A 14,057-nucleotide genomic window follows, 5' to 3' on the forward strand; every position below is an offset into this window, starting at 1 on the left:
CGGGTCTAGAGGCGGCACCGCAGCCATGAAGGTCCCCGCCGGGATCGGACCCTGAGTTCAGTACTGCCTGCGTCACAGGTTGGGATCGTGGATGTTCCCGCCCTCGTTACATCTGGGCGGGTCCGGCCGATAGGGACTATTAGGCCGCCCACTGCCGTTCAAGCAGTGCCGCTGAAGGACTCCCCCTAGGCTGGCGCCGAATTCGCCCTGCGGTGTACGCCACCGCTCTGGTTCCGCGAGGAGTAGTCGCGGGACCACCACCAGCTTTGAGGAAGTTGCATGAGCAATCCGATCCAGCGTCTCAGCGCCGCCGTCACCGCCGGAGCGATGTCCGCGGTTGTCCTGTCCACTATGTTCGGCGGCACCGCCAACGCGGCCACACCCGCTGCTGTTCAGGCACCCCTGCAGGTCTCCGCCTCGGGGACCTACACGGTTCGGTCCGGCGACACTCTCGGCGGGATTGCGGCCCGGCATGGGGTGAGCCTCGCGTCCGTCTTCGCGGCCAACAACATGAGCGCACGGACCATCATCTACCCGGGGCAGAAGATCAGGCTGCGCGCCGCCACCAAGGCTGCTGCACCCAAGCCGGCGGCTAAGCCAGCTGCCAAGTCCGCGGCCAAACCGGCGGCCGCTCCCGCCTCGGCGTCGCACACCGTGAAGCCCGGCGATACGCTCAGCGGAATCGCCGCAAAGCACCGGGTCAGTCTGTCAAGCCTCTTGGCGGCGAACGGCATGAATCTGCGGACCATCATCTACCCTGGGCAGCGGATCCGACTGAATGCCAAGGCCACACCGGCACCCGCCAAGCCCGCATCCAAGCCGGTCGCTAAGCCAGCGCCCAAGCCGGCCGCTAAACCCGCTGCCAAACCCGCACCGAAGCCGGCTGCCACGAAGTCCTACGTGGTCAGGGCCGGTGACACGTTGTCCCGGATCGCATCCAACCACGGCGTCAGCCTGTCAAGCCTCCTGGCCGCGAACGGCATAAATCTGCGGACCGTCATCTACCCGGGGCAGAAGATCGCCATTGCCGGAAAGACCACTGCTGCCCCTAAACCCGCGCCGACGGCGCCGTCGTCCTCACCGTCACCAACCCAACTGAAGACGATGGTGGCCGATACCGCCCGCCGCATGAAGGTGGATCCGTCCCTGGCATTGGCATTCGCCCTGCAGGAATCCAGCTTCCGCCAGAACGTCACCTCGTCGGCGGGTGCGATCGGCACGATGCAGGTCATGCCGACCTCCGGCGAATGGGCCTCCCAGCTCGTCGGCCGGCCTCTTGACCTGCGCAAGGCACAGGACAACGTCACTGCCGGGGTCGCCATCATCTCGGCCCTGATCAGCACCAGCCCGAGCAAAGAGATCGCCATCGCGAGTTACTACCAGGGCCAGTATTCGGTGATGAACCGGGGCATGTACGAGGACACGAAAGCCTACGTCGCCTCCGTCCTGCGGCACCAAAAGACCTTCCGCTAGACGGTTGCACCGGTCGCCGCGCGCCGACAGCTGGCAACGGCTCGTTGTGGCGGCTAGTGACGTGCCAGCTGGCAGGCGGCCTGATTTCGAAGGAGGCGTGCGCCCGTCACCGACAGGACCGCTGGCCGAACGGAATTGTTAGGAGTTCAAAGCCGCTGGCGTTGTGTTGCTGTTGCCGCCGCGGTGCCTTGCGGTGCCTCCAGTGCAGGTTGGCAGGTAGGCAGGTTTGCAGGCAGGGCAGGTTGCAGATGGTCCCTTCGTCGTAAATCTGTCGCGAGGTGTCGTCGTTCCAAATGCCGAGAGAGTGGAGTAGGGTGACCCTCGTCATATTCGAGGGAACTGGTCTCGGCCCACTTGACTTCGAGAGAAGAAAAACATGGAACGCCGAACATTTCTCGCTGTACCGCTGGCTGCCCTGGCCGCGCCCGGGGCATTGCTCGCACCCAAGGCCGGCCCGATTCTGGCCGCTCCTAGGGCGCTCAAGGGCGTAGCCCACGGAGGAGATGACGCCTCGGCGCTCCGGCAGATCCAGAGTCTCAAAGCGGATTGGTACTACTCGTGGGCGTCGGCGTATACAGTCACCACTAGCCCAGGATTTGTACCCATGGTCTTTTCCGCGAGAGCCCTGCTCGAACTAAACGCCATCGGCGACGTGATGCGCCAGCTTCCCGAGACGCGAGCCAGGCACCTCCTCGGCTTTAACGAGCCAGACCACCCCAACCAGTCCAATATGTCCGTCGATGAGGCCATCCGGCTGTGGCCCCAGCTCCAGTCCACCGGCCTGAGGCTGGGGTCTCCGGGAACCGTCAATCCAGCCGGGCCGTGGCTGGATCAGTTCATGACCAAGGCTAGGAGGAAAAACCTGCGCGTGGACTTTATAACCGTGCATCGCTACGCCTCACCAGATGCGCAGAGCTTCCTCGCAAGGCTTTCGTATCTGCATGCCAAGTATGGTTTGCCGATCTGGGTGACGGAATTTGCCGTCGCTGACTGGTCGGCAACCCCGTCACGACCGTCCCGGTACAGCGGACTCGAAATCCGACGTTTTATGAAGGATGCGATAGCCGGGATGCGCGCGATGCCGTTCGTCGAGCGATATGCGTGGAAAACCAGGCGGCCGTTCGACCCGGTCATGGGAGCGTCGGCCCTCTTTCACACGGATGGTCGACTTACAGCAACCGGCAGACTTTACGCATCGTTCTGACGGTCCTTCAGCCGCTTGCCCTCGTCGGTGCCCCGCAGTGCGCAGGACCGCCCGGCCTCCCCCAGGATGGCGGCCCATAGCGCTTCGACGGGTACGTCAGTGCCGCCCCGCTGTGCCATGGGTTGGCGGTCACTGTGCCGCCGCCCATGAAGGATCCGTCCCCTTTCGGCCCCACCACGATCGCTTCCTACACGTCGACCATGCCGACGCGAGGATTGCGCCGTTGTACCGCCTACCCATCAGCAGGGGCACGTAGCTGTCCTTCCAGCCCATCACGTCAACGTTCGTCCTCCCGCCGTCGTCTGCGCCCGTGGGAACATACGAGGCGGAAGTGGCACCTTCGAAGTCGTGTTCATTCATTCCGGACTTACTGACCGTCCTGGTAGCGGTACTTGTCGCCGGATGTCAGGAGCAGCTGCAGCCGCGGATAGGGTCTTGAAACCTTGTCTTTCCGCGGGCTGTCCGGAAGCCTTGGTGGATGGAACGGCCAGGCCGGAGGTTGCCAGTCCGAAGCCGGCGGCATTCTGCCGGAGCGTTCGGAACGAGAGCGGATCCCTCCTGGGGCCCGGTGGTGGGCTTTGGCCTGGTAAGTCTGGCGGCGGACGTGGTTTCCGACGGCGCCCGGCCGCTGGCGGGTCCGTTGCTGGCCCAGCTCGGCGCCTCGGCACTGCTCGTGGGCCTCGTGACCGGAGGCGCCGAGGCCGCCGCCCAGGGCCTGCGGCTCGTTTTCGGTCCGTGGGCGGACCGCACCCGCAGATACTGGACCTTCACAGTGGCCGGATACGCGCTCACGGCGGTCAGTGTCCCACTGCTTGCACTGGCTCCAGCTATAGGAGCAGCCGGCCTGATCCTGGCCTCTACGCTCATTCTCGGAGACCGCGTGGGCAAGGCTGTCCGCAGCCCGGCCAAGACCGTTCTGCTGGCCGCCGCGGCCAAGCCCGTCGGGCGCGGGCGCGGCTTCGCCGTCCACAAGTCCCTCGACCTCGCCGGGGCGCTACTCGGGCCGCTTCTGGTTTCGGCGGTGCTTGCCGTCACCGGTCTTATCACGGCGGCCTTCGCAGTGCTGGCACTTCCGGCTTCCGCAGCGCTGTTCCTGCTGGTCCGGCTGCGCCGCCGGGTCCCGGATCCGGGCGCCGGCGCACAAGCGGAGGGGTCGACGTCGGCATCCCCACCGACGGCGGCCCGGCGGCCGTCGTTGTTCACGGGACCCTTCCTGCTGTTCGGCGTCGCCGCCTTCTTCTGGAGCTCGGGCCTGGTGGCGTTCGGCGTCATCTCGTTCCACCTGACGACGACGGCGGCCGTTCCGGTCGCGGTGATCCCGCTGCTCTACGCCGGAGCGATGGGCGCCGCGGCGCTCGGTGCGCTTGCCAGTGGCGTGGTTTACGACCGCGTGGGAGGGGCTGTGCTCCTTGCGCTGCCCTTTATGATTGCTGCCGTGCCGGTACTGGCGCTGGCGCCGGGAACCGGTCTGGTCATGGCCGGGGTCCTGGTCTGGGGAACCGCCACGGGCATTCAAGATTCCACGGTCAAGGCGCTCATTGCCGACCTGGTGCCGGAACTCCGGCAAGGGACGGCGTACGGCGTCTTCGCGGCGTTCGAGGGTGCCGGGGCACTGGCGGGCGGCGCCCTGTACGGCGCGCTCTACGACGCCCGGCCACTGCTCATCGGGTCAGTGGCCGCGTTGCAGGTGGTCGCCGTCGTCGTGCTGCTGGCGGCGATGCGCAGCTCGCAGCGGACCTAGCCTCCGCCGGGTCCCCTCCCCGGCACAGGACCCTGGCCCCGCTGCTTGAGCGGCGCCGCCGGGTTGCGGCTTCTATGATTCATGCATGGGAGAGCTGGAGCTGGCGGGCATTGCGGCACGGCTTTATGCCTTGCCGTTCGACGATTTCGTGGCCGCCCGGACAGCCGCCGCAAAGGAAGTCGCCGCCTCCGCGCCGGGCAAGGGAGCCGCCGCGAAGGAACACCGATCCCTGGCTGCCGATGTGCGCTCGCTGCCCAAGCCGTCCGTGGCGGCGTGGGCCGTGAACATGCTCGCGGCGCACCAACCCGAGACCCTCACTGAGCTCGCCGCGTTGGGCCAGACCATGCGCGCCGCACAGGCTGCCCTGGATGCTGCCGAACTCCGCCGGCTAGCCCACCAGCGGCGGCAGCTCCTGGCCAGTGCCGTCAGGGATGCCCAGACTGTGGCAGAACAGCACGGCCGGAAGATCAGCGGTGCGATCGCCAGCGAAGTGGAAGAGACCCTGCGTGCCGCCACGGCCGACGAAGGCGCGGCGGCGGCCGCGCAGAGCGGCCGTCTGCTCCGGGGGCTGTCCGCCGACGGCGTCGACGTCGTGGAGCTCGCCGGTGCCGTGGCGCTTCCGTCCATCGCCGGCCCGGCAGTCGCCGGTATCGCCTCGACAGGTACATCCCCCTCGACGGCGCAAGGCAGGACGAAGGCGGCAAAGCAGCCGGCGCAGGCAGCAATGCCGGCTGCACAAGCGACCCAGCAGGCGATCAGGCAGACGACCAAGCAGCCGACGCAGCCCCGGCTGCGAGCGGTGCGGGAGGCGCCCCGCGCGGCCACGCCGTCCGTGCTCGAACGCGCCCGCGCCGCGTTCACCGCAGCCGAAGAGTACGCGCGCGAAGCCGCGGAGGACGCGCTCCGGTCCGGGCAGGAGCTTGACGAGACCAGGGCCCTGACGTCGGAGCTGGCCGAGGCGGCACGCTCTCTGAGGAAGCAGCTGGAACAGACGGAGCTGGACCTCAAATCGGCGCGCAAGCGACAGGAGCTGTTGGCTGCCCAGGCCCAGCAGGCGGTCCGGGCCGCAGACCGGGCACGGCGGCAAGAGGACCTCGCCCGCGAACGCGTACTGCGCCTTGGCAACACGCCGGACTAGCGAGCGAATACTGTCGGAGGCCGGTTGCACACTTGATTCATGGAAACGAATCAGTACTTTGAAGTGACATATCTGGACACCGACTGCGGCCGTATCCGCACGGAGACATTCGACGACGCCGCCGCTGCGGGGCGCTTCGCCAGCCGACGCGTTGCCGATGAAGACGGCTGGGCCACCATCGACACCGTGCCCAGCGTGGAGCGCCGGAAGGCTGCCTGAGCCGTCCCCGACGGGTGGTTTACCCGGCAGAAGGGCCTCCACCCGAGATAGGTGAAGGCCCTGCGCGGTCCCCGTTCAGCCGCCGCACATGTCCTGGCTGAACCGCGGTCCTGGGTCAGGCGAAGTCGGAAACCGCCGGGTCCGCACCGATGCGACCGGCGCCCCCGGCGGAGTTGTCCAGGCCGTTGATGGCCTGTACATCCGTTTCGTCCAAAGCGACGTCCAGGGCCGCGTAGTTCTCGCGGATCCGGGACTCGGTCACGGACTTGGGGATGACCACGTTGCCGATGGCGAGGTGCCATGCGATGACAACCTGCGCCGGCGTGGCGCTGTGCTTGGCCGCGATCTGAGCGATCACGGAGCTCTCCAGCAGCTCGCCGCCCTGGCCCAGCGGCGACCAGGCCTGGGTCAGGATGCCCTTGGCGGCATTGAATTCGCGTAGCTCGGCCTGGTTGAAGAAGGGGTGCAGTTCGATCTGGTTGATGGCCGGAACGACGCCGGTCTCGTCGATTAGACGCTGCAGACCTTCCTTGGTGAAGTTGGAGACACCGATGGTCTTGACGCGGCCCTGCTTCTGGAGCTCTATGAGAGCCTTCCAGGTGTCGACATATTTGTCCTGCTTCGGCTGCTGCCAGTGGATCAGGTACAGGTCCAGCGTCTCGAGGCCGAGCCGTTCCAGGGAGGCCTCGAACGCCGCCAGCGTCGATTCGTAGCCCTGGTCCGCGTTCCACAGCTTGGTGGTAATGAAGATTTCCTCGGGCTTGAGACCGGAGCGCTCAACGGCGCGGCCGACCCCGGCTTCGTTGCCGTAGATCTTCGCGGTGTCAATGTGGCGGAAACCTGCTTCGAACGCCTGGACAACCACCTTTTCGGCTACATCGTCTTCAACCTGCCACACCCCGTAGCCGAGCTGGGGAATGGTGTTGCCGTCATTAAAAGTCAGTACTGGAGAAGAAGTCATCCGACCATCCTGCCAATTTGCGTACCATCGGGCCAGAGCAGGGGCAAAGCTAAGCTACCCGCGTAACTCGGAATACCGTCCGGCGGCCAGCGCCGCCACGGCCTCAGCCCTCGGCGGCGGCTTCGCCAAGACGCCTTTCAGCGTCGCGGACGTGTTCCAGCACCGACTCGGCCCGCCGCCGGACCGATTCCGCGCCGGCGGGCACGGGACCGACCGCCAGCCGGAGCATCGCCGCCGCCTCCGCCGTCGTGGCGAGAGAGTTGCCCGCGGTAGAGAGCGAGCGGTGGACACCGGCCAGTGCGCCCGGAATGTCGAGGCCGTCGCTGGGTGAGCACCTCTGGGCCTCGACGCAGATCAGCCGGACCCGTACGGCGACTTCAGACAGTTCATTGGCGACGTCGACGAGTTCGGCGTAGAGCGCGTCGTCCTCCACACCGTCCAGGACCTGGTGGTATCGGTCCAGTCCGCGGATGAAGCGGTCATTCGCCCGCCGCCAGAGTCCCTTGCCGAGCTCGGCGTCGTCCTTCTTTCCCTGCCGGGCAGTAGTGAAGAATCCCAAGGGTCCCCTAGAGGTACTGGCCGGGACCGTGGTCCGGATCGGCGCGTTCTGACGGCGAGGTGTGGTCAGCCCCGGACCCGGGCGCGCCCGCCCGCTGGGGTTCACCGTTTTCGCCGATGACGACGCCCGGAGCGATCACCGTTCCGGGTGGCAACTGGCGAAGCTGGCGCTGGACGGCGGCGTGTTCCCGTGCTGCGTGCTGCGCCGCGAGGGCCGTCTGGATGCCATGGAAGAGGCCTTCGAGCCAGCCGACCAGCTGGGCCTGGGCGATCCGGAGTTCGGCATCCGAGGGCGTGGCGTCCTCGGAGAAGGGAAGATTGATCCGTTCGAGCTCCTCAACTAGCTCGGGCGCGAGGCCGTCCTCAAGCTCCTTGATCGAGCGTTCATGGATTCCGGCAAGACGGGCCCGAGCCGCATCATCCAGCGGCGCCGACTTAACCTCGTCCAGCAGCTGCTTCATCATGGTTCCAATCCGCATGACCTTGGCGGGCTCATCCACGAGGTCCTGCAGTTGGCTGCCCTTGGGACGCGGGGCTCCGGGCTGCCCGCCGTCCGGGTGACCGTGCGGTTCCGGCACCGCGGGCTGCCCCGGCTGCCCGGGCTGCCCCGGTTGCCCGGCCGGTCCCGGTTGCTGCCCTGCGCCCGGGGTCGGGGCAATGGCCTCGTCCAGGGTGGTGCCCTCGACGGCAACGTCTTCGGCAGGCTGGGTGGCGTTCGGATCGCTCATGGCTTCATACTCTCACGAGCCGGAGACGGGAACCGGCCGGCCGCTTCGCCGACCCGCAAGGTACGCAGGAAACAGCGGCACCCGCCAAACCGCAGCGTGACATGAAACGAACGGAGGACGCCGTCGCGCCTCAACGTGCGCGATGACGTCCTCCAGAATGTGGCTGGCAGGCCAGCAATACCGGGTCAGTAATATACCTGGTCAGTAATATACCGGGTCAGCAGCACCGACCCTGCGGGTTGCTGTCCTGGCGGTCCGTGTGGTCCCGCCAGAACTCGCGCTCCGTCAGCGGCGGGTCTTCGTGGCCCGAGCCTGCGTGGTGTTCCAGGTACTTCGCGTACGCATCCGCACCCATCACCCCGCCCAGATAGCGGGCGAAGCCCCGAAGGCTCTCAACCACTGCGTTCATGACCGGTTCCGCATCAGTGGTGCGCGGCCTTTTCGAACCGCTTATCCGCCGGGAGCTTGTTCCACTCGGCCAGGAGCTCACGCTCGGACGGAGTGGGTACCGGGCCAGCCGGAGCGAAAACGCGGGCCGGCAGTGCGGGGTCCTCGTGATCCTTGTTGGTCACGCCGGCCCTGGTGTTGCGGATCGCCTTGTAGGTGGCCAGCAACGCCGTCGTGATGACGATGATGCTGAGCACCACGAAGATGACCGAGAGCCAGCCCTGGATCGCCGTGTTGCGCACTACGGCCTCCATGGCAGGCACCGTCCTGGCTGTGCCGAAGGAGGTCTCGCCTTCGGCGAGGGCCTTGGAGAACGCCGCGTTGTTGGCGAAGTAGCCGACAGCCGGAGTGGAGGAGAAGATCTTCTGGTAGCTGGCTGTGATGGTTACCACGGCCGCGAAGGCCAGCGGGAGTGCCACAATCCAGAGGTACTTGAAGGAACCGCGCTTCGCCGCGATGGCGAGGCAGACGGACAGGGCGATGGCGGCCAGCAGCTGGTTGGCGATGCCGAACAGCGGGAACAGCGTGTTGATGCCGCCCAACGGGTCAGTCACACCCATCAGGAGCACCGCACCCCAGGCGCCCACCATGACGGCCGTGGCGAACCAGGCGCCAGGCCGCCAGGAGTGCTCCTTGAACTTCGGGAGGAAGTTGCCGATCGAGTCCTGCAGCATGAAGCGCGCGACGCGGGTACCGGCGTCGACGGCGGTCAGGATGAACAACGCCTCGAACATGATGGCGAAGTGGTACCAGAAGCTCATCAAGGCGGTGCCGCCGATGAACTGCTGCATGATGTGGGCCAGGCCCACTGCCAGGGTGGGAGCGCCGCCGGTGCGGGAGACGATGCTTTCCTCGCCGACGTTGGCAGCCGTATCGGTGAGCAGGCTGGGGCTGATGTTCACGCCGGAGAGGCCGAGGCTGTTGACCCAGGCAGCGGCAGTTTCCGCGGTACCACCGGTGAGGGCGGCCGGAGCGTTCATGGCAAAGTACAGTCCACGGTCGATCGAGATGGCCGCAACGAGGGCCATGATGGCCACGAAGGACTCCATCAGCATGCCGCCGTAACCGATGTAGCGGCTCTGGCGTTCCTTCTCGATCAGCTTCGGCGTCGTACCAGAGGAGATCAGTGCGTGGAAGCCGGAGAGGGCGCCGCACGCAATCGTGACGAACAGGAACGGGAACAGCGCGCCCGGGAAGACCGGACCATTGTCACGGCTGGCGAACTCGCTGAAGGCCGGGACGTTGATCTCAGGGCGGACCACGATGACGGCCAGCGCCAGCATCACAATCACGCCGATCTTCATGAAGGTGGAGAGATAGTCACGCGGGGCCAGCAGCAGCCACACCGGCAGGATCGCGGCGATGAAGCCGTAGATGATGATGGCCCAGGCGAGGGTGACCTTGTCCAGCGTAAAGAGCGCGGCACCCCACTCGGTGCCCGCGACGACGCCGCCGCCGATGATGGCGGCCATCAGCAGCACGAAACCGATCAGGGAAACTTCCATGATCCTCCCGGGCCGGAGGAAGCGCAGGTAGACGCCCATGAAGAGCGCGATCGGGATGGTCATGCCGACGGAGAAGACACCCCAGGGGCTCTCGGCCAGGGCGTTCACGACGACGAGGGCCAGGATGGCGACAATAATGACCATGATGAGGAGCGTGGCGATCAAGGCCGCGGTCCCGCCGACGACGCCGAGTTCCTCGCGGGCCATCTGGCCCAGCGAGCGTCCACCGCGGCGCATCGAGAAGAACATCACGAGGTAGTCCTGGACGGCGCCGGCGAGAACGACGCCGATGATGATCCAGATCGTCCCCGGGAGGTACCCCATCTGGGCGGCGATGATCGGGCCGACCAGCGGGCCTGCGCCGGCGATGGCGGCGAAGTGGTGGCCGAACAGGACGTTGCGGTCCGTGCGGACGTAGTCTTTGCCGTCGGCCTTGTATTCGGCCGGGGTGGCGCGGCGGTCGTTCGGCTTGAGCAGGTGGCGCTCAATGAACTTGGAGTAGAAGCGGTAGCCGATCAGGTAGGTGCAGACCGCTGCAAAGACAAACCAAATCGCGTTGACGGTTTCACCGCGGACAATCGCCAGCATGAACCAGGCAACGGCGCCCAGCAGGGAAATTGCCACCCAGATGGCGATCTTGGCGGGCGTCCATTTGCGCTCCTCGGCTTCGCGGACCGAGTCGTCCACGGACGTGGGCGGCAGCTCCGGATCCGGCGTGATGCCGTCCACGACCTGTAAGTTTTTTGGCGTGCCATCTGGCATTGTGCCCATGTCTCCTCCTTGAGAAACCCAGCCGGACAAAATCCACTCGACGGATCCGTCCCCAGGCACCCTACCAACCCGCCGATTGCAATCTTACGGATACGCGGCAGCCGTGCGCCAGACGGTCTGGAGGCGGCGCTGAACGGTAAAAGCGGCGCGACAAACGACGGGAGCGGCTAGCGCGGCGGATTGGCCAGCTGCATCAGTCGGGCCTCACAGAGATCGAGCCAGCGGACTTCGGCCTCGGTCTGGAAGATGAGCGAATCCAGGACCAGAAGCCGCGCCGTGTCGGCCGGGCGGTGCTGGGCCGCGGTGTCGCGCCGGGCCTTGGTGTAGTCCTGCAGGGCCCGGATTGAAACGCCTCGCTGGGCCTGGATGATGGCTCCGACGTCGACGCCGGGAAGCGTCAGCCCCAACGCCAGTTTGATGGCAAGCTCGTTCCGGGGAGGCGCGGCGCGGGAAACGGGAGAGCTAAACCAGCTGCTGACTTCGGTCTGCCCTTTCGCAGTGATGCGATAGATCACGTGGCCTTCGCCGTCCGCGCCCTCTTTTCGTACGAGGTCGTCACGTTCCAGCCGGTCCAGCGTCGTATAGACCTGTCCGATGTTCAGCGGCCAGGAGGCGCCCGTCCGATCCTCGAACTCGCTTTTCAGCCGGTAGCCGTAGCGGGGGCCCTCATGCAGCAGCGCGAGGAGACTGTGGCGTATCGACATGATGCTCCCGGAGGTAGCGAGGACGACAGCATACACGCGCCCCAAGACGCGTGTATACCGCGTATGGAACCACAATACGGGCACCTAGGGTCCCGAAGCAAAAGGAGTATTCCGGAGGTGGCATACGTCCCTAATTGCCCGCTGACTCCTACATCACGAGGAGGATCTTGCCAACGTGGTCGCCGGAGTCGAAGTAGCTGTGCGCGGTCTGGACCTGGTCCAGCGGGAACGTTTTGGCCACCAGCGGCCGGATCCGGCCGTCGGCGAGCAGCGGCCAAACGGCGTCCCGGACCGCGTTCATGATTACGGTCTTTTCCTCAGCCGGGCGCGGCCGCAGTGCCGTCGCAATGATGGCCGCCCGCTTGCGCAGCAGCTGGCCAAGGTCCAGCTCTGCCTTGCTCCCCCCTTGCAACCCGATCACGACGAGCCGCCCGTAGTCGGCCAGCGCGTCGACGTTCCCGCTGAGGTACTTGGCCCCGACGACGTCGAGGATGACGTCCGCACCCTTTCCGCCGTTCTGTGCACGCAGGCTCTCCGGAAAGTCCTCCTCGGCATAGTTGATCGCGATGTCGGCGCCGAGGAAAGCCTTCGCGGTGCCGACCTTCTCGGCCGTGCCCGCGGTCGTGGCCACCACGGCACCGAGGGCCTTCGCGAGCTGGATGGCCATGGTGCCGATGCCGCCCGTGGCTCCGTGAATGAGCACCGTCTCGCCCGGTTGCAGCTGGGCGGTCATGATCAGGTTGGAGTAGACCGTGGCCGCGACCTCCGGCAGGGAGGCAGCCGTGACCAGGTCAACGCCCTCGGGAACCCTCAAGACCTGCCCGGCCGCGACGGCGACCTGCTGGGCGTAACCGCCGCCGGCCAGCAGCGCCACAACCTTGTCCCCCACCGAGAAGGGCTTCGTGACTCCGGGCCCGAAGCCAGCGATCCGGCCGGACACCTCCAGACCGGGGATTTCCGAGGCGCCGGGCGGTGGCGGGTAGTGGCCCTTGCGCTGTTGGACGTCGGCGCGGTTAAGCCCCGCGGCGACGACATCGATCAGCACTTCTCCCGGGCCTGGCTCCGGGGCCGGGACCTCGCGTACTTCCAGGACCTCGGGGCCGCCGGGCTCGGAGATGTAGACAGCCTTCATGGAGAACTCCCGTTTCCTTGCTCACTTCGTGCAGGACTGCACCTGCGCCGGACGCCTCCGGCTGCAACTTCATCCAGAGTAAGTGGGGGAAGCGTCCGTGTCCGCGAGCGCAGCCACCTTTTTGTGGCAGCCGACTGCCTATGAAACACTACTCGTTAGGGAAGGTTGTCCGAGCGGCCGATGGAGCTGGTCTTGAAAACCAGTGTGCGGTAACCCCGTACCAAGAGTTCGAATCTCTTACCTTCCGCGTTGGAGCAGTTGAGAGGCCGGTTACGGGAAGCATGTGGCTCCCGATAACCGGCCTCTCTTGTGCGGTTTCTCGCGCCCACCGGAAATGAGCTCTCCCCCAGAGCCTGTGTACGGTTTTCGAGCCAGCCGTGATTTTCCAGTTCAGCTTTCGTTGCCGTGCCCGTGGATCGCTTATCGCTGAAGGCTTTTAGGAACTCGGCTTTCAGATCTCGCGGCCCCCGGCTAATCTCCCGAACCATTGAAACCGTCGGTCCCCCGGCATAGTCTCTCTGATGTCTCCACCACCCAGACGAACCCCCGCGCCCATGCAACGAGGCGTGAGCCGCCACGCAGAGCAGGAGTCCGCAATGCCAACACCTGACCACTCCACTGGAGCGCCATGCTGGATCGACCTGATGACCTCGGATACCGAAAAGGCCAAGGCGTTCTACGGCACGCTCTTCGGCTGGACCTTCCAGACGGGCGACGAGGAAAAATACGGCGGGTACATCACGGCGGCGAAGGACGGGAAAACCGTTGCCGGCATGATGCAGAAGGACGACGCCATGGCGGGTATGCCGGACACGTGGAGCACCTATTTGGGCTCCGATGATGCCGCAGCAACCGTGCAGGCAGCGGTCCAACACGGCGGACAGATTTATCTGGAACCCATGGACGTCCCGGAGCAAGGACGCATGGCCATGATCGCCGATGCCACCGGGGCATCCGTCGGAATCTGGGAGCCACACGAAATGCCAGGCTACGGGCTCGCCGCCGAGCCGGGCACACCGGCGTGGCACGAACTCCATGCCACCGACTACGACAAGGCGGTCAAGTTCTATCAGGACGTGTTCGGCTGGAACACCGACGTCATGAGCGACACTCCCGAATTCCGCTACACGACGTTGGGGGCCGGGGATTCCGCGAAGCCCGGAATCATGGATGCCTCCGGCTACCTTCCCGCCGAAGTGCCGGCGAGCTGGCAGATCTACTTCAATGTTCACGACACCGATGCGTCCATCGAGAAGGCGGTGGCAATGGGGGCAACGGTGATCGACGGTCCGGACAACACTCCATTCGGCCGGCTTGCCACCCTTGCCGACCCCACCGGCGCCATGTTCAAGATCATGGCAGACACCACGCAGGACAGCGCAGACGCCCGACCGCAGTCGAGCTGACCGCAGTCGACCTGGCCGCAGTCGACCTGGCCGCCGCAGAAAACCGTCAGAAGCGCGCCTCAGGAAATAC

The 14,057-nt window shown here is 66.0% G+C and carries 13 protein-coding genes and 1 tRNA gene; 7 read left to right on the forward strand and 7 right to left on the reverse strand.

The annotated features are described in order from the left end of the window. Positions 1-279: 279 nt before the first annotated feature. The 5 genes from QFZ69_RS17890 to QFZ69_RS17910 all read left to right on the forward strand — a co-directional run bounded on the left by QFZ69_RS17890 (position 280) and on the right by QFZ69_RS17910 (position 5,775). The gene (locus QFZ69_RS17890) at positions 280-1,473 is read left to right on the forward strand and encodes a LysM peptidoglycan-binding domain-containing protein (RefSeq protein WP_306913270.1); all 1,194 of its coding nucleotides are present in this window, start codon (positions 280-282) and stop codon (positions 1,471-1,473) included. A gap of 376 nt (positions 1,474-1,849) precedes the next feature. Then, entirely contained in the window at positions 1,850-2,677 is an 828-nt protein-coding gene (locus QFZ69_RS17895) for a glycosyl hydrolase (protein WP_306913272.1), read from the forward strand. A gap of 604 nt (positions 2,678-3,281) precedes the next feature. After that, complete coding sequence (locus QFZ69_RS17900; protein ID WP_307000315.1) at positions 3,282-4,418, forward strand: MFS transporter; 1,137 nt, start codon at positions 3,282-3,284, stop codon at positions 4,416-4,418. An 85-nt stretch (positions 4,419-4,503) separates the two neighbouring features. Beyond that, entirely contained in the window at positions 4,504-5,556 is a 1,053-nt protein-coding gene (locus tag QFZ69_RS17905; RefSeq protein WP_306913276.1) for a hypothetical protein, read from the forward strand. Positions 5,557-5,595: 39 nt separating this feature from the next. Continuing rightward, entirely contained in the window at positions 5,596-5,775 is a 180-nt protein-coding gene (locus tag QFZ69_RS17910) for a hypothetical protein (RefSeq protein ID WP_306913279.1), read from the forward strand. Between the two features lie 115 nt (positions 5,776-5,890). Here QFZ69_RS17910 and QFZ69_RS17915 read toward each other — a convergent pair whose 3' ends face one another. The 7 genes from QFZ69_RS17915 to QFZ69_RS17945 all read right to left on the reverse strand — a co-directional run bounded on the left by QFZ69_RS17915 (position 5,891) and on the right by QFZ69_RS17945 (position 12,581). Beyond that, complete coding sequence (locus QFZ69_RS17915) at positions 5,891-6,736, reverse strand: aldo/keto reductase (protein ID WP_306913280.1); 846 nt, start codon at positions 6,734-6,736, stop codon at positions 5,891-5,893. A 103-nt stretch (positions 6,737-6,839) separates the two neighbouring features. Continuing rightward, a complete protein-coding gene (locus QFZ69_RS17920; RefSeq protein WP_306913282.1) occupies positions 6,840-7,295 on the reverse strand; it encodes a hypothetical protein in 456 nt (151 codons plus the stop codon). A gap of 7 nt (positions 7,296-7,302) precedes the next feature. Further along, positions 7,303-8,022, reverse strand: coding sequence for a bacterial proteasome activator family protein (locus QFZ69_RS17925; protein ID WP_306913283.1), 720 nt, complete (start codon positions 8,020-8,022; stop codon positions 7,303-7,305). Positions 8,023-8,239: 217 nt separating this feature from the next. After that, positions 8,240-8,431 carry a YbdD/YjiX family protein gene (locus QFZ69_RS17930; protein WP_306913285.1) on the reverse strand — a complete coding sequence of 64 codons (192 nt, stop codon included), beginning with the start codon at positions 8,429-8,431 and terminating at the stop codon, positions 8,240-8,242. A 13-nt stretch (positions 8,432-8,444) separates the two neighbouring features. Then, complete coding sequence (locus tag QFZ69_RS17935) at positions 8,445-10,745, reverse strand: carbon starvation CstA family protein (RefSeq protein ID WP_306913287.1); 2,301 nt, start codon at positions 10,743-10,745, stop codon at positions 8,445-8,447. A gap of 167 nt (positions 10,746-10,912) precedes the next feature. Beyond that, complete coding sequence (locus tag QFZ69_RS17940; RefSeq protein ID WP_307000317.1) at positions 10,913-11,449, reverse strand: PadR family transcriptional regulator; 537 nt, start codon at positions 11,447-11,449, stop codon at positions 10,913-10,915. Positions 11,450-11,597: 148 nt separating this feature from the next. After that, on the reverse strand, positions 11,598-12,581 hold the full coding sequence (locus QFZ69_RS17945) for an NAD(P)H-quinone oxidoreductase (protein WP_306913289.1): 984 nt from the start codon (positions 12,579-12,581) through the stop codon (positions 11,598-11,600). 159 nt (positions 12,582-12,740) lie between these two features. On the opposite strand from QFZ69_RS17945, the gene QFZ69_RS17950 reads away from it, so the two are divergent. Together QFZ69_RS17950 and QFZ69_RS17955 are read left to right on the forward strand one after the other, a co-directional pair. Continuing rightward, positions 12,741-12,828: transfer RNA gene (locus QFZ69_RS17950), tRNA-Ser, on the forward strand. A 349-nt stretch (positions 12,829-13,177) separates the two neighbouring features. Further along, positions 13,178-13,987 (forward strand): VOC family protein, encoded by an 810-nt coding sequence (locus QFZ69_RS17955; RefSeq protein WP_306913292.1) that lies wholly within the window; start codon positions 13,178-13,180, stop codon positions 13,985-13,987. Positions 13,988-14,057: the final 70 nt, after the last annotated feature.

It is taken from the genome of Arthrobacter sp. V1I7, from assembly GCF_030817015.1.
Classification (GTDB): Bacteria; Actinomycetota; Actinomycetes; order Actinomycetales; family Micrococcaceae; genus Arthrobacter.

Bases quoted from the DNA above. Each gene is read 5' to 3' on its own strand.
- QFZ69_RS17890 (WP_306913270.1), top strand. From the start codon at position 280: ATGAGCAATCCGATCCAGCGTCTCAGCGCCGCCGTCACCGCCGGAGCG.
- QFZ69_RS17895 (WP_306913272.1), top strand. From the start codon at position 1,850: ATGGAACGCCGAACATTTCTCGCTGTACCGCTGGCTGCCCTGGCCGCG.
- QFZ69_RS17905 (WP_306913276.1), top strand. From the start codon at position 4,504: ATGGGAGAGCTGGAGCTGGCGGGCATTGCGGCACGGCTTTATGCCTTG.
- QFZ69_RS17910 (WP_306913279.1), top strand. From the start codon at position 5,596: ATGGAAACGAATCAGTACTTTGAAGTGACATATCTGGACACCGACTGC.
- QFZ69_RS17915 (WP_306913280.1), bottom strand. From the start codon at position 6,736: ATGACTTCTTCTCCAGTACTGACTTTTAATGACGGCAACACCATTCCC.
- QFZ69_RS17925 (WP_306913283.1), bottom strand. From the start codon at position 8,022: ATGAGCGATCCGAACGCCACCCAGCCTGCCGAAGACGTTGCCGTCGAG.
- QFZ69_RS17930 (WP_306913285.1), bottom strand. From the start codon at position 8,431: ATGAACGCAGTGGTTGAGAGCCTTCGGGGCTTCGCCCGCTATCTGGGC.
- QFZ69_RS17935 (WP_306913287.1), bottom strand. From the start codon at position 10,745: ATGGGCACAATGCCAGATGGCACGCCAAAAAACTTACAGGTCGTGGAC.
- QFZ69_RS17940 (WP_307000317.1), bottom strand. From the start codon at position 11,449: ATGTCGATACGCCACAGTCTCCTCGCGCTGCTGCATGAGGGCCCCCGC.
- QFZ69_RS17945 (WP_306913289.1), bottom strand. From the start codon at position 12,581: ATGAAGGCTGTCTACATCTCCGAGCCCGGCGGCCCCGAGGTCCTGGAA.
- QFZ69_RS17955 (WP_306913292.1), top strand. From the start codon at position 13,178: ATGCCAACACCTGACCACTCCACTGGAGCGCCATGCTGGATCGACCTG.